This is a genomic window from Providencia sp. PROV261 (assembly GCF_028477945.1).
GTDB classification, from domain to species: domain Bacteria; phylum Pseudomonadota; class Gammaproteobacteria; order Enterobacterales; family Enterobacteriaceae; genus Providencia; species Providencia stuartii.
Genome location: NZ_JAMPMC010000003.1, coordinates 20,029 through 39,871 on the forward strand (window position 1 = coordinate 20,029; position 19,843 = coordinate 39,871).

13 protein-coding genes are annotated in these 19,843 nt (G+C 42.1%); 5 read left to right on the forward strand and 8 right to left on the reverse strand.

Going from position 1 to position 19,843, the window contains the following annotated elements; translation table 11 throughout:
• Positions 1 to 3: 3 nt before the first annotated feature.
• Entirely contained in the window at positions 4 to 2,112 is a 2,109-nt protein-coding gene (gene rlmKL, locus PR675_RS00600) for a bifunctional 23S rRNA (guanine(2069)-N(7))-methyltransferase RlmK/23S rRNA (guanine(2445)-N(2))-methyltransferase RlmL (RefSeq protein ID WP_060560733.1), read from the reverse strand.
• Positions 2,113 to 2,211: 99 nt separating this feature from the next.
• Here rlmKL and PR675_RS00605 point away from each other — a divergent pair, with 99 nt between their 5' ends.
• Entirely contained in the window at positions 2,212 to 3,327 is a 1,116-nt protein-coding gene (locus tag PR675_RS00605) for a YcbX family protein (RefSeq protein WP_040132970.1), read from the forward strand.
• A 99-nt stretch (positions 3,328 to 3,426) separates the two neighbouring features.
• On the opposite strand, the gene PR675_RS00610 is transcribed toward PR675_RS00605, so the two are convergent.
• The 3 genes from PR675_RS00610 to pepN form a co-directional block, all read right to left on the reverse strand.
• Positions 3,427 to 3,972, reverse strand: a complete 546-nt coding sequence (locus tag PR675_RS00610) for a cell division protein ZapC (protein WP_004918182.1) — start codon at positions 3,970 to 3,972, stop codon at positions 3,427 to 3,429.
• Positions 3,973 to 4,269: 297 nt separating this feature from the next.
• Positions 4,270 to 5,280, reverse strand: a complete 1,011-nt coding sequence (gene pyrD / locus PR675_RS00615; RefSeq protein ID WP_014657940.1) for a quinone-dependent dihydroorotate dehydrogenase — start codon at positions 5,278 to 5,280, stop codon at positions 4,270 to 4,272.
• Between the two features lie 405 nt (positions 5,281 to 5,685).
• The gene (gene pepN, locus PR675_RS00620) at positions 5,686 to 8,304 is read right to left on the reverse strand and encodes an aminopeptidase N (RefSeq protein WP_060560703.1); all 2,619 of its coding nucleotides are present in this window, start codon (positions 8,302 to 8,304) and stop codon (positions 5,686 to 5,688) included.
• A gap of 510 nt (positions 8,305 to 8,814) precedes the next feature.
• Between pepN and pncB the strand changes: the two genes are divergently transcribed.
• The 4 genes from pncB (at position 8,815) to PR675_RS00640 (ending at position 14,936) form a co-directional block, all read left to right on the forward strand.
• The gene (gene pncB, locus PR675_RS00625) at positions 8,815 to 10,029 is read left to right on the forward strand and encodes a nicotinate phosphoribosyltransferase (RefSeq protein WP_004918176.1); all 1,215 of its coding nucleotides are present in this window, start codon (positions 8,815 to 8,817) and stop codon (positions 10,027 to 10,029) included.
• A 339-nt stretch (positions 10,030 to 10,368) separates the two neighbouring features.
• On the forward strand, positions 10,369 to 11,769 hold the full coding sequence (gene asnS / locus PR675_RS00630) for an asparagine--tRNA ligase (RefSeq protein WP_004918174.1): 1,401 nt from the start codon (positions 10,369 to 10,371) through the stop codon (positions 11,767 to 11,769).
• Between the two features lie 528 nt (positions 11,770 to 12,297).
• Entirely contained in the window at positions 12,298 to 13,395 is a 1,098-nt protein-coding gene (locus PR675_RS00635) for a porin (protein WP_272582650.1), read from the forward strand.
• Between the two features lie 350 nt (positions 13,396 to 13,745).
• The gene (locus PR675_RS00640) at positions 13,746 to 14,936 is read left to right on the forward strand and encodes an amino acid aminotransferase (protein ID WP_004918170.1); all 1,191 of its coding nucleotides are present in this window, start codon (positions 13,746 to 13,748) and stop codon (positions 14,934 to 14,936) included.
• A 181-nt stretch (positions 14,937 to 15,117) separates the two neighbouring features.
• Here PR675_RS00640 and PR675_RS00645 read toward each other — a convergent pair whose 3' ends face one another.
• The 4 genes from PR675_RS00645 to aphA form a co-directional block, all read right to left on the reverse strand.
• Positions 15,118 to 15,765, reverse strand: a complete 648-nt coding sequence (locus PR675_RS00645; protein WP_004918165.1) for an MBL fold metallo-hydrolase — start codon at positions 15,763 to 15,765, stop codon at positions 15,118 to 15,120.
• Positions 15,766 to 15,881: 116 nt separating this feature from the next.
• The gene (locus tag PR675_RS00650) at positions 15,882 to 16,430 is read right to left on the reverse strand and encodes a YcbK family protein (protein ID WP_014657936.1); all 549 of its coding nucleotides are present in this window, start codon (positions 16,428 to 16,430) and stop codon (positions 15,882 to 15,884) included.
• A 383-nt stretch (positions 16,431 to 16,813) separates the two neighbouring features.
• Entirely contained in the window at positions 16,814 to 18,541 is a 1,728-nt protein-coding gene (gene ldtD, locus PR675_RS00655) for a L,D-transpeptidase (RefSeq protein WP_060560701.1), read from the reverse strand.
• A gap of 394 nt (positions 18,542 to 18,935) precedes the next feature.
• Positions 18,936 to 19,649, reverse strand: a complete 714-nt coding sequence (gene aphA / locus PR675_RS00660) for an acid phosphatase AphA (protein WP_004918158.1) — start codon at positions 19,647 to 19,649, stop codon at positions 18,936 to 18,938.
• Between the last annotated feature and the right edge of the window lie 194 nt (positions 19,650 to 19,843).

Below are 19,843 nucleotides of genomic sequence, written 5' to 3' on the forward strand. Positions count from 1 at the left end.
CCTTTATGCTGCATGGCGGATCAGCCAGCAGTTATGAATCTGACGATTACGAGCAAAATCTTCTGAACGCGTTTTGGCGGTAATTTCTTCTGCTTGTAGTCCTAACGCATTCAGAGCTTCGATATCCATTTTAAAGCCACGCTTATTGTTAGAGAACATGATGGTACCACCACGACGTAACATGCGTTTTAGGTGAGTGATCAACTGAACATGGTCGCGCTGTACATCAAAAGTACCATCCATTCGCTTTGAGTTTGAGAATGTTGGCGGATCAATAAAGATCAAATCAAATTGTTCTGGGCTATTCGCCAACCAGTTTAAGCAGTCAGCTTGGATCAAGCGATGTTGGCGACCCGTTAAGCCGTTAGCCTGTAAGTTTTTCTCTGCCCACTCAAGATAGGTACGCGACATATCAACTGACGTGGTACTTTTCGCGCCCCCAAGCCCTGCATGAACTGTTGCGGAGCCGGTGTAGCAGAAGAGATTAAGAAAATCTGCACCACGACTCATTTGTCCTAACATGCGCCGAGCAATGCGGTGGTCTAAAAACAGCCCCGTATCAAGGTAGTCGGTTAAGTTCACCAGCATCTTAGCGTTGTATTCTTGCACTAAAAAGAAATCCTCTTTTTGTGCTAGTTTTTCATATTGCTGTTTACCTTTCTGACGTTGGCGTGTTTTTAATACCAACTGGTTAGATGACAGCTGCAATACATTCATCGTCGCCGTGATCACATCAAATAAACGTTGGCGCGCTTTGCGTTCATCCACCGTTTTCGGTGGTGCATACTCCTGTACGACCACTTTGTCACGATAAACATCGATAGCCACATTATATTCTGGCAAATCTGCATCATAGATGCGGTAGCAATCAATCCCTTGCTGTTTAGCCCACTTGCTGAGTTTTTTATGGTTCTTACGTAAGCGATTAGCAAAATCAGGAGAGATTTCACCGACCGTTTCCGACGGTGTTTCTGCCAATAAATAATTTTTCTGTACGCAATCCAATGGGCCATTTTTGGCCTTAAATTCACGTTCAGAGCGTAGTTGTAAGCAACTTAACAGTTCAGGAGAGGCACTAAAAATAGATAAACGCCAACCAGGGAAACGCGCCTTCACAATACGCCCTAATTGGCTATGTAAAGCAATCAATGCAGGCTCACTTTCAAGACGTTCGCCATAAGGCGGGTTACTTAAAATGGTTCCCTTAATGCCTGTTTCAACAGGATTTTCAAGCATAGCAGCATCGCCATGATTGAAAATCACTAATGTTTGAACGCCCGCCCTACGTGCATTAGAGCGCGCCATATCAAGCACTCGTTTATCGATATCAAAACCATAAAAACGCGATGCTGTCTCTTTTAGGCCTTGACGAAAACGCACTTGCGCTTCCGTGATCAGCTCTCGCCATAATGCAGGGTTATATTTTGACCAAGCATAGAACCCCCAGTGTTCACGGTACAAGCCAGGCGCTCTGTCTGCTGCAATCATAGCCGCTTCAATCAATAGTGTGCCGGAGCCACACATAGGATCGACAAGGGGGGTGCCCTGCTGCCAGCCTGAGCGATTGATAATCGCAGCGGCTAACGTCTCTTTTAATGGCGCTTGCCCTGCCAAATCACGATAACCACGGATATGAAGTGCATCACCACTTAAATCAAGCGCTACGCTAGCTTTCTCTTTATTCAAGTAAACATTGATACGAATATCAGGCTGCTGGCGTGCAACATCAGGCCGCTGATCTAATTTACGTACGAAGCAATCGACAATGGCATCTTTAACTTTTAAAGCACCATATTGGCTATTGCGGATCTCTTCGTTTGTACCACTAAAGTGAACTGAAAATGTGTCCTCAACTGAGAATACCTCAGTCCAATCGATAGCTTGTACACCAAGGTATAAATCTAAGTCGCTATAAACATCAAATTCATTCAATGGTAATAAGATACGGGATGCCAGCCTACTCCAGAGTAGACTCTGATACATCACCCGTTCATCAGCCTGAAAATAGACGCCCCCTTGTGCAACTCGGCACTGACTAGCGCCCAGAGCTTCCAATTCCGATTTCAATAGTTCTTCTAGGCCACGAGCTGTGCTGGCAAACAGAGAATTCATAGTATTTTTTACCAATTTGGATGAAAAATTGTTGCGCATTATAGCTAATCTTATGGACTTGTCATAAAGTTGCTCAGCAACAATTATAAGGATTAAATAATGATTACGCTTTCACGCCTTTATACGCACCCAGTCAAATCAATGAGAGGGATACGCCTGTCTCATGCATACGCCGATACCAGTGGGCTAATATTTGATCGCAATTTTATGGTAACAACGCTGGAAGGTAAATTTATCACGGCAAGAAAATACCCTCAGATGTTACTATTTACACCAGCAATGTTAAATAATGGGCTTTATCTCAAAGCACCCGATGGTGAAAGTGTGACGGTATTGTATCAGGACTTTGATGAGAATCAGAGCCCAACTGAAGTCTGGGGCAATCATTTTCATGCACTTATTGCGCCTGAATCAGTCAATACTTGGCTAAGTCGTTATTTTGATGAGCCTGTTCAACTACGCTGGTTAAGTCCTCACTTGTCACGTCGCGTCAAAACCATGCCCGATGTGCCTATGTCGTTTGCCGATGGCTACCCCTTCTTATTAATTAATGAAGCTTCGGTACAAGAGCTACAAAGGCGTTGCCCCGCCAGCATTAAGCTTGAGCAATTTCGCGGTAATTTGATTATCACCGGTGCCCAACCTTTCGAAGAAGATACATGGAAAACGATTCAGATTGGCGATGTCGTTTTTAGCTTAGACAGACCATGTAGCCGCTGTATTCTAACGACTGTTAGCCCTGAAAAAGGCATTAAACATCCACACAGCGAACCATTAGCAACACTACAAACCTTCCGTACCACGGAAAGTGGTGATGTGGATTTCGGGCAAAATGTCGTTATCCATAATACTGGAATTATACGAGTGGGTGATACCGTGACGGTTCTTGAAAAGAAACAACCTAATCAGTATATCCCAAAAGAGCGAGAAACGGATAATAAAGCGAAAAGTCCTTCTACGCCATTAAGTACGGTCACAGTCACTTTTGAAAATCATGATTATGAAGGAAATAACCAAGAAGTGATCCTTGAACAATTGGAATCAAAAGGGATCACTTTACCTTATTCCTGCCGTGCTGGTATTTGTGGTCAATGCAAAATAAAGTTGATTGAAGGGGAAGTCACGCCATTAAAACAAAGCGCAATTAAAGCGGATGGTTATATCTTAGCCTGTAGTTGCATTCCCAAAAGTGCGATTAAATTAGCTTTAAGCTAATTTTCTAACACCATCATCTCAATAATAACGATTATTTTATTGATGGTGTTATTGGCGAATATTAAAGAATATCCATATTAATAGATCATGGACGATCAATTAAATGACATTCTCATACAGTAAGCGATTAGACTTGCGTTTATATTGCCTCATACGATCATTCATGATCTTAATTGGATCACAAAAGCGTAATTTACGATCAGGCAATTCTAATTGTGCCTCCGCTAATAAACACAAACTTGCCGACGTACCAGCCTCAGCAATAATAAATGTCGCTATATGATGGCTATTTTCTAAACACACTTGAATAAGCTGACCTTGCGCAGGTACTTGAATATCGTGAAAAGGAGAAAAATACCAACTTTTCGGCATTTGCGGTTTTAAAAAGCGAAATGCCACTAAACTGTTCAGTACTAATTCAGCCCGTTCTTCATGAGATAGATTTAATTTTTTAGCCTGCTCATCAAATATATAAAACTCCGCAGCATCTTCAATGCTAAAAGGCATTTCATCACGTGCGAATGCTGTCAGCATTTTTGCGGGAAAACATGAGCGAAATATCATGCCGTTGGCGAGATCTAGCATCACCCTATCATGGTCATGATCAAAATACCAACGCCAATGATCATCGGGTTTTATTATCATAAACGATCCCTTAGCGATTTACCGGTATACTCACCATACTTTAAGTTGCCAATTGAGTCGTGCTCAATTACCCTAGCTGTTGCATTATTTTGCTCTAAGGATTTTTTAAACGAATAATTCGCTTACTGCCTAAAAGCAACTCAAATGAGTTAGAGTATAAATATATTTTTAAGATACTAGCTCAAAATAATTCGATCTTAAAAATGCAAAACAAAATGATTTAAAAATAGACAGCCAACTCAATATAGATTAAAAGGGAGCATAAATAAAGCCCCCTTTAGGTAAATTTACAGTTAACTATATATGGTTCACAATATCTTTTATTAATTTTGGCCCATTATATATAAAACCAGAATAAATTTGGATTAATGATGCCCCCGCGTCCATTTTTTCTCTCGCAGCAGTTAATGAGTCTATACCACCCACTCCAATAATAGGTAACTGCCCTTTTAATTCACGAGAAATGATCCGAATAACCTCTGTGCTTTTTAGTTGCACTGGGCGTCCACTTAAACCGCCAGCTTCATTACAATGATTTAAACCTTGAACTAAAGAACGATCTAACGTGGTATTGGTTGCAATCACACCATCAATATTATGTCGAACTAAGCTATCGGTAACTTGGATTATTTCTGCTTCGGTCAGATCCGGTGCAACTTTAACCGCAACAGGAACATATTTTTGATATTTCGATTGTAATTCCAGTTGCTTGGCTTTTATGCCACTTAATAAATCATCCAACGCTTCGCCATATTGCAAAGTGCGTAAACCTGGCGTATTTGGTGATGAAATATTAATAGCAATATAACCGGCATGTGCATAAACTTTATCCATGCAAATTAAATAGTCATCCTTGCCTTGTTCCACTGGGGTGTCTTTATTTTTACCGATATTAATGCCAATAACCCCACCGTAAGTTGATTTTTTGACATTTTCAACAAGGTTATCAACGCCTTTATTGTTGAACCCCATACGATTAATCAGTGCTTCCGCTTCCACTAATCTAAACAATCTAGGCTTATCATTACCTGATTGCGGCCGTGGCGTCACCGTTCCAATCTCAACAAAACCAAAGCCCATTGCTCCAAAAGCATCAATACATTCACCGTCTTTATCTAAACCCGCAGCTAGGCCAAGTGGATTTTTAAAAGACAGTCCCATACATTGAACAGGTTTAGTAGCAACAGATTGGCGGAGAAGGAATTTAAGCGGGGAATTATTTAAACATTGAAGCTGCCGAAACGTCAGTTCATGGGCTTTTTCTGGGTCGAACTGGAATAGAGCCTTGCGGGCAAGGTGATATAACATATCCAATAACCTATTTCTGTCTATACCCACCATATTTTAAGTTGTAAGCACAGCGATAACACTTGCTGCCGACACCTCAAACTATTTTGTGTATAAAGCGATTAAAAGACACAATGTTCCGCGCGTCAAAACACTCAACAAATGAAATTTGCTGAGGCCATTTTTAACAGGGATACATTTTCATCCGATAAAACGCGACATAGATTACCCTATTTTACGCCTTTTTTTCTATAAAAAATTCATTTATTCGCTACTTGCAAACCAAAGTTGCCTTAATCGGCAATTGAACCGTTGCTGTCAATGGAATAACACCGCATACAACCTAATATGATTGCCTGATTTAAAAGAAAAAGCCCTTGAAACGACGTTCAAGGGCTAACAACACAGCTAATATCAGTAAAGAACTTAGCTTTCGAGCGCTTTCGTCACTTTTTCGAACAGATCACCTGAAAGGTTATCCAACGCTTTGAGTTGCTCTAACGTATTGCGCATCAGGCCTTGGCGTTTATCGTCAAAACGTTTCAAACGGATCAACGGTTCAATCAATCGCGATGCGACCTGTGGGTTACGTGTATTTAAATCCACGAGGATCTCATACAGGAATTGATAGCCGCTACCATCTTTCGCATGGAAAGCTGACGGGTTACCGGAGGTAAACGCCCCAACCAAAGAACGCACACGATTTGGGTTGCTCATACTAAATGAACGGTGATTCAGCAAGCTACGTACTTTCTGCAAGACATCCGGAGCAGGGCTAGTACCTTGCAATGTAAACCATTTATCCATCACTAGGCCATCGTGGTGCCAACGCTCATCAAAGGCCGTCATTAATGACTCTAGGCACGGTAACTGAGACTCACTCGCCGCCGTTAATGCGGCTAAAGAGTCGGTCATATTATCGGCCGATTTGAATTGTTCTGACACTAATTTGTCTGCGAGTGCTTGATCATCGCCTGCTGCAATATACTGTAAACACACGTTACGTAATGAACGTTTCGCAATATCGCCGTGGTCAACACGGTAGCCATCAATTTTAATCGATTGATAAACCGCGAGGAATTCATCAGCCATTGCTGTCGCCAGTTGATGAGCGATAAAGTTAGCAACATGATGGATGGCATCAGGGTCGATAGTTTGGAAAAATTCTGCCATCTCATTTTCAGAAGGCAGAGTCAAAATCAGTGCCGCGAGTGCTGGATCGATGGTGTCATTAAGTAACACTGCTCGGAATGCATCAATCACATGCTCAGGGAGAACGAGCGCGTTGCCCGCCTGATAGTTCGCAACGTTGATCTTCACATAGTTACCGATCAGTTGCTGAGCCGCATCCCAACGTGAGAACTCATTACTTGCATACTGCATCAGAAAAGCGAGTTGCTCATCACTGTATGGATAGTCCAATTTAACTGGCGCAGAAAATTCACGTAGTAATGATGGCACAGGGCGGCTTGGCACATTATCAAAAGTGAATGTTTGTGATGCTTGCGTAACATTCAATACAGAGTTTACGCTACTGCCAAGATATTGCAGAGGAATAACGGCCCCATCTTCACCATACAACTCAATATCGAGTGGAATGTGTAACGGCTGCTTTTCTGACTGATCCGCGGTCGGAGGTGTCATTTGGCTCACATGCAGCACATACTGTTGCTTTTCAGGGAAGTACTCATCACGAACCGTTAATACAGGTGTCCCCGATTGACTGTACCAACGACGGAATAACGAAAGATCCACATTCGAAGCATCTTCCATCGCTTGCACAAAGTCATCACAGGTTGCGGCGCTGCCATCATGACGATGAATATACAGTTGCATACCCGCTTGGAACATTTCTTCCCCTAGCAGAGTATGGATCATACGAATAACTTCAGCCCCTTTTTCATAGACCGTTAGCGTATAGAAGTTATTCATCTCGATCACTTTTTCAGGGCGAATTGGATGAGCCATTGGGCTTGCATCTTCAGCAAACTGAGCCGCACGCATCACTTTGACATTATTAATGCGATTGACAGAGCGAGAGCCAAGATCTGAACTGAACTCCTGATCACGGAAAACGGTCAAACCTTCTTTTAGGCTCAGTTGGAACCAATCGCGACAAGTGATACGGTTACCTGTCCAGTTATGGAAATATTCATGACCGATAACAGATTCTATATTTAAGTAGTCTTTATCGGTTGCGGTTTCATTTTTAGCGAGCACATATTTTGAGTTAAAGACATTCAGCCCTTTATTCTCCATCGCGCCCATATTAAAGAAATCAACCGCCACTATCATGTAGATATCAAGGTCATATTCAAGACCAAAGCGATCTTCATCCCATTTCATGGCATTTTTTAGGGATTGCATCGCCCATGGTGCACGATCAAGGTTGCCTTTATCAACAAACAACTCTAATGCGACCTCGCGGCCTGTGCGCGTCACGAAAGTGTCGCGAAGAACATCAAAATCCCCCGCAACTAACGCAAATAGGTAACTTGGTTTAGGGAACGGATCTTGCCATTTCACCCAATGGCGCCCATCATCGAGTGTCCCTTCGGCAATACGGTTACCATTCGATAGCAAGTAAGGATAGCGCTGTTTATCGGCGGTAATTGTCGTCGTATAACGCGCTAACACATCCGGCCTATCCTGATAATAAGTAATATGGCGGAAACCTTCTGCTTCACATTGAGTGCATAATGCATCCCCTGAAACATATAGGCCTTCTAATGCTGTGTTTTTTTCAGGGCTGATTTCATTCACTATGCGTAATGTGAAAGCCTCAGGCAATGATGCCAATATCAGCTTACCATCTTGCTCTTTATAATCAGTCCAAGGCTGACCATCCACTTCAATAGAGACCAATTTAAGGTCTTCACCATGCAGTTCCAGTGTAGATGAGGCTGGGTTAAGGCGTTTGACTTGGCTAATTGCCGTCACGACGGTTTTTGCGGGATCGAGGATAAAATCAAGATCAATTTCAGAGATAGTATAATCAGGTGCTTGGTAGTCCTGACGATATTTCGCTTGTCGCAATTGGGTCATATGAAACCTTTTTTATTCGTTAATTCGATATAGTCGTTTACCAATTCTTCTTTATATTACTATACGCTGCTGCAACATAAATGCTATATGAGAAACACTCTCATCATACTATGTTAACGATTTATGACTATCAGTATCGATAAATGTTAACAATTGGTTTGTTCGTTGATGCTATAACGCTGTTAAATAGAAAATTACGTGTTAGTATCGTTTCATGCTCAATGACTGGCAATGAGTATATTAACGCTTGTTAATCAACTCTAATCGCTAATGTGCCATTCTGGTCAATGACGTATACTCTAAATCATTCGAGAGCCATGGCAAATAGGCCATAACCGTCACCGATAAGGCGACAACTCGAAATGTGATGAGTATAAATAAATATTGGAAATGCTCACAGACACAAGAGTGATGCAATAAGGCTTCTATCTTCTGTCAAAGTGAGTATACTTTTCCAACTTTAACGATTTAGCTAATAAGTAGATAGCTCCGCGAGGACGCCTGCGCGCCATGAATTTAGACGCTACCCCTATTATTACATCACTGCTTGACACTGATGCTTATAAGCTTCATATGCAGCAGGCCGTATTTCACCATTACAGCCAAGTACCGGTTGTCGCCGAGTTCCGCTGTCGTAGTCGTGAAATTCTAGGTGCCTATGCCGATGAAATCCGCCAGCAAGTCCAATTGATGGCTCACCTTTCACTCACCGATGATGAGGCCAACTATTTAAAAGAGCTTCCTTTTTTCAAAGACGATTATCTTGCATGGCTAAAAACGTTTCGCTTTAAACCTGAACAGGTCAATATCACCACTGCGGATGATGGGCAGCTCGCAATTCGTATTAGTGGCCCATGGTGCGAAGTGATTATGTGGGAAGTTCCCCTCCTCGCCTTGATCAGTGAAATAGTTCAACGCGATAGGCATCCACAGGTGACCCAAGAAGATGCCGTTACTCAGTTGAAAAAATTACTGACGGTATTTTATGATCAAGCGGCCGAAAACCATATCGACCTTAGCCGCTTTAAACTCATGGATTTCGGCACGCGCCGCCGTTTTTCCTATGATGTCCAATCTGCTATCGTCTCCTTGCTTAAAGAGGAGTTCCCTTACCTTGTGGGCACAAGTAATTACAAACTGGCACATAAATTAGGGCTAGCCCCCGTCGGCACCCAAGCCCATGAATGGTTCCAAGCGCACCAACAAATTAGCCCTGAGTTAGCCAATAGCCAACGTGCTGCACTCCAAAGTTGGCTTGACGAATACCCCGACCAACTTGGCATTGCATTAACGGACTGTATCACGATGGATGCATTTTTGCGTGATTTCGATGATAACTTTGCGAAGCGCTACCAAGGATTACGCCACGATTCAGGGGATCCTATTGAATGGGGAGAGAAGGCCATTGCGCACTATGAGAAATTAGGCATTGACCCAATGACTAAGACGCTCGTGTTCTCAGATAGTCTCGACTTACAAAAATCATTAGAGCTGTATCGCTATTTCCATAAACGCATTAACCTTGTGTTTGGGATTGGCACAAGGCTCACTTGCAATATTCCCGGTGTCGTACCTCTGAATATTGTGATCAAATTGGTTGAATGCAACGGCAAACCCGTCGCGAAATTATCCGATAGTCCGGGTAAAACCATTTGTGAAGACGATGAGTTCGTTAATCAGCTTCGCAAAGCGTTCGATCTTCCTAAAATGGAAAAGGCTTGCTAATTTGGCGATGCACTGTGTGATACCTTAATGGGAATAGGTATCACACCAATTCCCCTTTCAGCGTACGCAATAACACGATAACTTGTCGCTTAATAATATATTTGCTTGCTATTCTAACCCCAACTAGGTTATAGCTAGAGGCTATTGCACTTTTTGGTACAAAAGTATCGATTTTTTACTTGTTTCCTGCCTCACGGCAAGTAACATAGAACTTTAACCTTGAAATAGAGAATTTCGGGAAAACAAATACTTTCATTGGTCTATAAGATGAAAAATGGCTTATTTAGCCCAGTGAAAATGTCATCGTTAATTTCGTTTATATAAAAGAGAGTAATTTTTATGATCGTAGCGCCTGTAGTCGATGTACTGCAAGGCCGTGTGGCGGTTGGCTCTGAAGTCACCGTTCAAGGCTGGGTACGTACAAGGAGAGATTCAAATGCTGGTTTTTCTTTCCTCGCCGTTTATGACGGTTCCTGCTTTAACCCATTACAGGCTGTCATCAATAATAATTTACCTAATTATAACGACGAAGTCCTGCATTTGACGACAGGCTGTTCTGTTGAAGTCACGGGGATCGTGAAAGAGTCACCGGGCCAAGGCCAATCTTTCGAATTAGAAGCAACAGCCGTTAACGTTGTTGGTTGGGTTGAAGATCCGGATACTTACCCTATGGCTGCAAAACGTCATAGCGTTGAGTACTTACGTGAAGTCGCACACTTGCGTCCTCGTACCAACTTAATTGGTGCGGTAGCTCGTGTTCGCCATACCCTCGCCCAAGCGCTGCATCGTTTCTTTGATGAGCAAGGCTATTTTTGGGTTTCTACCCCAATTATTACAGCTTCAGATACCGAGGGTGCAGGTGAAATGTTCCGTGTTTCTACACTGGATTACAACAACCTGCCACGTAACGACAAAGGCGAAGTGGATTTCAGTGAAGACTTCTTTGGTCGTGAATCCTTCTTAACCGTATCCGGTCAATTAAACGGCGAAGCTTATGCCACCGCATTAAGCAAAGTCTATACCTTTGGCCCAACATTCCGTGCAGAGAACTCAAACACCAGCCGCCACTTAGCGGAGTTCTGGATGGTAGAGCCAGAAGTGGCCTTTGCTAGCCTAGACGATGTTGCGGGTCTTGCTGAGCAAATGTTGAAGTTTGTCTTTAAAGCTGCGCTGGATGAGCGCCGCGATGACCTTGAGTTCTTCGCTCAACGTGTCGACAAAGAGGTTATCAACCGCCTTGAAAGCTTCGTTAATTCAGATTTCGCTCAAGTTGATTACACTGACGCAATCAAGATCCTTGAAACCTGCGGTAAGAAATTTGAAAACCCCGTTTACTGGGGGGTTGATATGTCTTCTGAGCATGAGCGCTATTTGGCTGAGCAACATTTCAAAGCACCTGTGGTTGTTAAAAACTATCCTAAGGACATTAAAGCTTTCTATATGCGCCTTAACGAAGATGGCAAGACAGTGGCAGCAATGGATGTACTCGCCCCCGGTATTGGTGAAATCATCGGTGGTTCACAACGTGAAGAGCGCCTTGATATGTTAGACGCGCGTCTTGAAGAGCTTGGAATGAACAAAGAAGATTACTGGTGGTATCGTGACCTACGTCGTTACGGTACCGTGCCTCACTCAGGCTTTGGCCTCGGGTTCGAGCGCTTAGTGGCTTATGTAACAGGTGTCGGTAACGTCCGTGAAGTGATCCCATTCCCACGTACACCACGCAATGCGGCATTCTAATCACTACAGCTTTTCCAAATAAGCTTCCAATATCGAGCCTATCATGGCTCGATATTTTTTATCACCGTCATTCTTTTTAGTCGATTTGCGAAATACATCACAGCGTTACCAACTGAGCACAATTTCTGCACCCTTTTTAAATTGATTTAGCTTAGATCGGAAAATTCCGCTTTTTTCATCGTTTTTTGTTTTCTCTATAAGCAAATCTATCACTTATATTTATCTAAGCTGTTCAAAAAAAGTTCAATTTGACCTTTAAAAAAGTTCCCTAAATTTTGTAATTATTTTTAAACTGGTCATACCTGTGGTTATTTTTCACTCTATTTTTTACATTTTGAAACACCTTGTTACCATTTGTTTCAGAATCTTTATTTTTGTAGCACTTTGAGGGTAGATAAATTTATTTACCAATGGAACACTGGACGCCGACATAGACGACACTAATCTCTCATAAATAGTTCCAAATTTTTTTGAGAATTATTTTTGGCAGTGGCAGGTGTCCGAATAACACCAATGAGGGTAATAATAATGATGAAACGCAATATTCTTGCAATGGTTATCCCAGCTCTGTTGGCTGCAGGCGCAGCAAACGCAGCTGAAGTATACAACAAAGACGGCAACAAACTAGACGTTTACGGTAAAGTTGACGTTCGTCACTATTTTGCTGACGCAGACAAAAAGAATGACGAAAAAAGTGAAGATGGCGACGATTCACGCGTTCGTTTAGGTGTTAAAGGTGATACTCAAATCACTGATCAACTGACTGGTTTTGGTCGTTTTGAGTGGGAAACTAAGACTAACAAAGCTGAAGACAACAACGAAAACAAAAACCGTTTAGCATATGCTGGTTTGAAATTCGCTGACTTCGGTTCAATCGATTACGGCCGTAACTACGGTGTTGTTTATGACACGAACGCATGGACTGACGTATTCCCACTGTGGGGTGCAGACACCATGGCTCAGTCTGACAACTTCATGACTAGCCGTAACCGTAACCTGTTAACTTACCGTAACAACAACGCGTTCGGTTATGTTGATGGCCTGAGCTTCGCACTGCAATATCAAGGCAAAAACGGCGACAACAACAAATCTACCGCTGGCGTTCGTAAAGACAACGGTGACGGTTTCGGTTTCTCAACTGCTTATGAGCTAGGTTGGGGTGTAACACTGGGTGGTGGTTACTCTAACTCTTCTCGTACTCCAGCTCAGCAAAAAGACAAGGCAGCTGGTGGTCAAAAAGCGCAAGCTTGGAACGTTGGTGGTAAATTCGACGCTAACAACGTTTACTTAGCCGCTATGTACGGTCAAACACTGAACATGACTCGCTATGGTGACGATGGTATCGCTAACAAAACTGAAAACGTTGAATTAGTTGCTCAATACCTATTCGACTTCGGTCTGAAACCATCTATTGGTTATAACCAATCTAAAGGTAAAGACCTAGGTGCTTGGGGTAACAAAGACCTCGTTAAATATGTTTCTGTAGGTTCTTACTACTACTTCAACAAAAACATGTCTGCAGTTGTTGATTACAAAATCAACCTGCTGAAAGACAACGAGTTCACTCGTGACAACGGTATCAACACTGATAACGTTCTGGGTCTGGGTCTGGTTTACCAGTTCTAATTATTGTTTAAACAATAATTCAGACAACAGTGAAATCTGTTTTGAAAAGCAACGCTTCGGCGTTGCTTTTTTCGTCTGTATAGCGAGCTTGTACAATCTATTGTCTTTCCTCCTTTTAGTTACCGCTAAGCCATTAAATCTCGCATAAAAATCAATTCTTAAGTTAATCTGTGGGGAAGTAAGTGAAAACCGCTGTATTTTGTGCGATTAATGGTCATATCCCATGCAATTTATACCTGCATCACAAGATCTTGCCAATTTTTAGTAAAACGGTTGGCAAATTGTTTTCTGCGCGTTAACCTGAGCACTCAACATTTTCGGCTTAACAACTGAGCTTTGGAATCGACAACATGTTTGAAAAAATTACTGCTGCCCCTGCTGACCCTATTTTAGGCCTTGCTGATAGTTTCCGTGCTGATCCTCGTGAAAACAAAATTAACCTCGGTATCGGCGTCTACAAAGACGAGTCTGGTAAAACCCCTGTTTTAGACACTGTAAAAAAAGCAGAGAAATTCCTGCTTGAAAACGAAAATACCAAAAACTATCTTGCCATCAGTGGGATGCCAGAATTTGGTCGTGTCACCCAAGAGCTGTTATTTGGTAAAGAGCATGAAATTGTCACCTCTAAACGCGCTCGTACTGCACAAGCGCCTGGAGGTACGGGTGCCCTACGTATTGCCGCTGACTTTATCGCTAGTCAAACCAATGCTAAACGTGTTTGGATAAGCAATCCAACATGGCCAAACCACAAAAATATTTTTGAAGCCGCTGGCTTAGAAGTGTTGACTTACAACTACTATGATGCCGCAAGTCATGGTATGGACTTTGATGGTATGCTCAACAGCTTATCTTCTGCGGTAGCCGGTGATGTTATCGTTCTGCATGGCTGCTGCCATAACCCAACAGGTATCGACCCAACAGCTGAGCAATGGGCTAAACTCTCTGCCCTATGCGCGGAGAAAGGTTTACTGCCAGTATTTGACTTCGCTTATCAAGGCTTTGCTAAAGGGTTAGATGAGGATGCTGAAGGGCTGCGTATCTTTACCCAACAAAACCCAGAAATGATCGTCGCCAGCTCTTACTCTAAGAACTTCGGCTTATATAATGAGCGTGTCGGTGCCTGCACCATTATTGCGAAAGATAGCGATAATGCAGAGCGTGCGTTTAGCCAAGCAAAAGCGGTTATCCGTGCTAACTACTCAAACCCACCAGCACACGGTGCAGCCGTGGTTACGACCATTCTTTCTGATGACGCATTAAAAGCAGAGTGGATCCAAGAGCTGACCTCAATGCGTGAGCGTATTAAACGTATGCGTCAGTTGCTGGTGAATACACTGGAAGAAAAAGGCGCTAAACAGGACTTCAGCTTCATTATCAACCAAAATGGTATGTTCTCCTTCAGTGGCCTCAATAAAGAGCAGGTAGAGCGCTTACGTAGCGAATTTGGTATCTATGCAGTTAGCTCTGGGCGTATCAACGTCGCAGGTTTAACGCTGGAAAACATGGTGCCACTGTGTGAAGCCATCGTAAAAGTGCTGTAATGGCTTAACACGATAAAGTTTTTACAATAATAGAACGCCTCTCAATAAATTATGAGAGGCGTTTTTTCTTTTTAAATAACAGAAAACTAGCTCGATAAAATCACAGAAATAGCCATGTCCCAACAGGTTGTGGCATGGCTTCATAGGGTGAAAGCAAGCTTAGATGGTGATTAAGTCGTCATCACCAAACAGGAAGATCATCCTGCAAAAATGGATTGGTTTTGCGCTCATGACCAAGATCTGACATTGGCCCGTGGCCTGGGATAAACTGATAGTCATCCCCTAAAGGCAGAACCTTGTTTTTGATTGAAGCAATCAACGCCTGATGGTCTCCACGAGGGAAATCACTGCGCCCTACCCCCCCTTTAAATAGCACATCCCCCATTGAGATAAGTTTATCTGCATGGTTAACAAAAATAATGTGGCCAGGGGTATGACCGGGGCAATGCAATACATCAAAGGCCATCGTTCCACAATGAACAGTCTGCCCCTCTTCTAACCAATAGTCAGGGGTGAAGCTAGGACCACCTTCAATATTAAACATCGCATGTTGCTCTGCTAGCGCTTCAATCCAAAAAGCATCTTCTTTTTGTGGGCCATAAATAGGGGCTGAAAAGTGCTTAGAAATGATAGCCGTTGCACCGATATGATCAGCATGCCCATGTGTGAGCAGAATTTTAGTGAGTTTTAAACCACGCTCTTCGATAGCGGCAATGAGTTTTTCAGCTTCACCACCGGGATCGACTATCACTGCTTCCATCGTATTTTCATCCCAAATCACCTGACAATTTTGCTGAAAAGGGGTGACTGGGATAATCATATAGTTCATTAAGCAATCGCTCCGTAATCTGTTTTATTTATACCCTAAATACTTCAAGAAACAGCGCAAGGCAAAGTAATCCCTGCGAGTGCGGTGACTTGAAGTACGCTGAGCATAGGTACAGATTACCATGTTCTTGCCGGACCTGTATCAATATGGATGAAATTACTTTTTGGATAATAACCAACGCCGCCAGCTCTCATTTTCAGTGCCGCTTTACGGATATGGCTCAATTGTATCCCTTCGATATGGAAGTCCATTGCTTGTCCACGAGTATGGTAACTCTTTTTCGCCACCCCCGAGCTGCTACGGCGCAAGGCATTATTTGTTTCAAGTGAACGGTAACCTGAAATCAATTGAATAGGCTTATTCGACCCTAACATAACCTGTAACATATAAATTTGGTCGAATAACTTAGGATCAATGGTTTTGACTTTATCGCAACGGTAATCACGGAATAAGTGATTTAATCGAGCTAACTCAGATTTGTTATAATGGCGTCCATCAAAAAACTCTGTTTTTAAAAATTCCCCAGTATTGAGGTTTTGAAAACGCAAAATTTTTGGTTTAGGCGTCGTCATAGCAGCAAAAACATGGCTAGGCAATAAACTCAGCCCAAAAGCGGCTGCACCAGCACCTAACCACTTGCGGCGATTTTGGTCGATAATATCCATAGATGGTAACTCAAATTTCAATGGGTTAAACATACCCAGCCGTTCGAGCTACAACTTAGCGGCTAACTTCTTTCGAATCACTTCATTGCGCGCCTAGCTGCATCTCGAATGAGAGAGTATAGGAACAAAATTTATACTATTGTTCAGTCTAACAAATGATATTTAACTTTAATGTATAAAAATGTAAAGAAATAAGTAAATAAGCGCAAATTTGGCATATTTACGCCAAAAGAGTGAACTTGGTCACTCATAATAAACAGAATATCTTCTTGTTATTGAGTAATCATTGAAAATATAGGTTTTGATACTTAAGTGTAACCCACTATCAACTAATTATTAGTGATAATAGAAATATCAGGGAGGAAACCTCCCTGATATCACATTTAATGTAAGATGTTTTTTATTACGGGTAAATATTTTTCAGCATTATTGATACTATTATCATATTGGTAAATATCAGCGCGGTACTGAGGCTGTTGCTCTTTGTCTACCCACGCCGTTTGATAATAAAGATAAACGGGTATCCTATCCGGAATATTCACATAACGCGTACTTCCTGCTTTTACTGCACCATCAATACGCTTTTGCTCCCACCCTGCATCACCTAACAAGATACTGGCTAATTCGCTGGCTTTATTTACCCGTACGCACCCTGAACTGATAGCACGTGCACTCCGATTAAATAAGCTGTGGTTCGGTGTATCATGCAGGTAGATTGCATCCGAACTTGGCATATTAAATTTATAACGACCTAATGAGTTGGTCGGCCCCGGTGCTTGGCGGATCCGATAAGGAAAATTCGCTGGAGTGATAACATCCCAATTGATGGAGTAGGGATCAATCTCAAAGGAGTCTTCCCCCCATCCGGAATAGACCGTGTAACCTTTGCGGCTAAAATAGCTAGGATCCTGCTTCCCTCTTGGTGCAATGTCTTTACGAGCCATGCTGGTAGGCACGCTCCAAGGTGGATTGATCACCACATTATTTAATGCACTGCTCATTATTGGCGTTTTACGATCAGGCCGACCAACAATCACTTTCGAATCTAAAATCACTTCATCATTTAGGAAGAAATTTAATGAAAATGCAGGGATATTCACCAAGATCCCAGTGCCATTATTTTCAGGAATAATACGTAAGCGTTGAATATTCAACGCCATTAGCCCTGCTTTTTGCTGAGGTTTCATATTCAGCCAAACTTTGGTGCCTTTCCCCACCATACCGTCAGCTTCCAAGCCGTAGCGCTGTTGAAATTTTTTGACAGCTTCAACTAGCTCATCACTGTACAAACGCGCTTGTGCGGTCGCTTTGGCGATTTCTGCATCTGGCGCTGCGGCATCTAACTCTGTATTAATCGCCGTTTCATCAAGTAGCCCTTGGCGATACAAGATCTCACGTAAAGCGATAACATCATCACTCGATTGACCCGGTTTTAGGGTTTTGGTATCCACTAAAGCCAACCCATCGTCATCCATTTTTAGTTGCTTCAACATTTCTTCGCGCATAGGCTGATACAGGGAATGTTGAGGCGCTTGTAATTTGACCCATTCATTAAGGCGGTTTTCGGCGGCGGCATCCAACCATGGCTTCATTTGCTCTGCCGTAGGTGCCACTATTTTGTAAGGCTGTTTCCGGTATAGCCAAAATTGTCCATTAGCTGAAACACCAGAAAGATATTGTAGATAACCCAACATGGCATCAGACAAAATCACATCACGGCCTAATTCGCTCAACTGAACATGTTCAAGGGCGGCTAACCACTCATTAAATTGAGGTTGTACCCCTGAAAGTGCCAGCTCCGCCAGTTGTTGCTGAAACTGTTCGATAGCCGTTTCATCTTGCCATAACAGTTTCATCTGCCGATCTGCATAAATCTTCGCGAGTTGTGAAGAAAAAACAGGTTTTATATCGGCAGGTAATGCTCCCGTAATTTGCGCTAAACTTTCAGTTGGTGTGATAGTCGCCACAGGGGTTGCCACCACCTCTTGCTGCAATGGCGCTTCTTCTGTCAAAATTAGCCCATTGTCTTGCGCTGAAAATACAGGAAGTTGTATCGACAACAGCCCACAAATTACCGAAAGTTGCAGAGCTTTCACTCTTTTCTTTGCCATAAATCCACCTTAAGTAACCACATGGATAACAATCATTTTTTATTATATTGAATATTAATTGTATTTAATTTCGAAAAGAATGTTATAGGAATTGGCTAATTTTGTCTTTAAATAACGCGAAACGATTTTACGCTTAGCCATTAAAACAGAATAAATACAACCAATGAAAAATAGACGTATTTACTGCTAAAATACCTAAAAACAAATCATAAAAATGAAATAATAACTAGATTGTTAAATTAAATATGACTTAAGTGTGATAGTTTCCTCTTTACACCTCTTTTGACTATTTCATGGCGAATGATACATTTACCTCTTATGAGTTAATCTTTGTGAGATACTAAAAAAGGCGCCAGGCGCCTTTATATTATTCATATTATGTCGATTAACCTAATTAATATTCAGAGTTAATCACAACTTCTTCACCAAATTGCCCTGCTTTAGGTAATGGTTGGTAGGAGGAGTTTGCGGCACGTAAAATACGAATACCACGGATATTTAATTCACGAGCTGCGGCAATATCGGCATCAGCATCACCATAATAAATTTTTAATTTATGGTCACGCATCCAACTGACTTTATTATTTTGTCCCGGTTCATCCCCCGCAAAAATGACTGGGTTCATTTTATCTGCCGGGATACCAAGCCCTTCTTGTACATATTGGCTAACGGTTTCTGTTTTTGTCTTCGTGCGGCCAGTAATAAAGTAAACAGTATCACCACGTTTTAGATGCATTTGGACTAACTCGATGCCGACTTTTTTAGGCATGCTGAATTTATCCCATTCATTATTCATCTTTTCCCAAAATTCCCTATTTTTGAGATAACTAAAATCATTTGGAGAATATTCTAGTTTACCGCGATAAAAACCAGGACTGGAAAAAAGTACGGTATCATCAATATCAAAACCAACAGCCATAGGAGCTTGGCCTTCAAGGCTATTTTTAATTTGCTCAACAGAAACCCAATGAATTGGTTTCTGTTCAGCTAACTCTGCCACAGTTACCCCTGGGCTAACAACGTCTGGCATTAATACTTTTGCCTGTGACGTTGCCGTAAAGCTGAATACTAACGCGATGGCACTTAGGGTCAATGTCGTTTTTTTCATGTTGGATCCTTACTGATTTATTGACGATGCAGGCATCATGAAAGCAAGCCATAATTATACAAAATATAATTTATTTGGAATGCATCACAAGAATTCAGATAATAATGTCTTTTCTCTCATAAAAATGAGATTAATGTCTCATAGTGACTTTCTTATTCCGATCCAATTAACCACTATTCAGTAAATTTAACTTA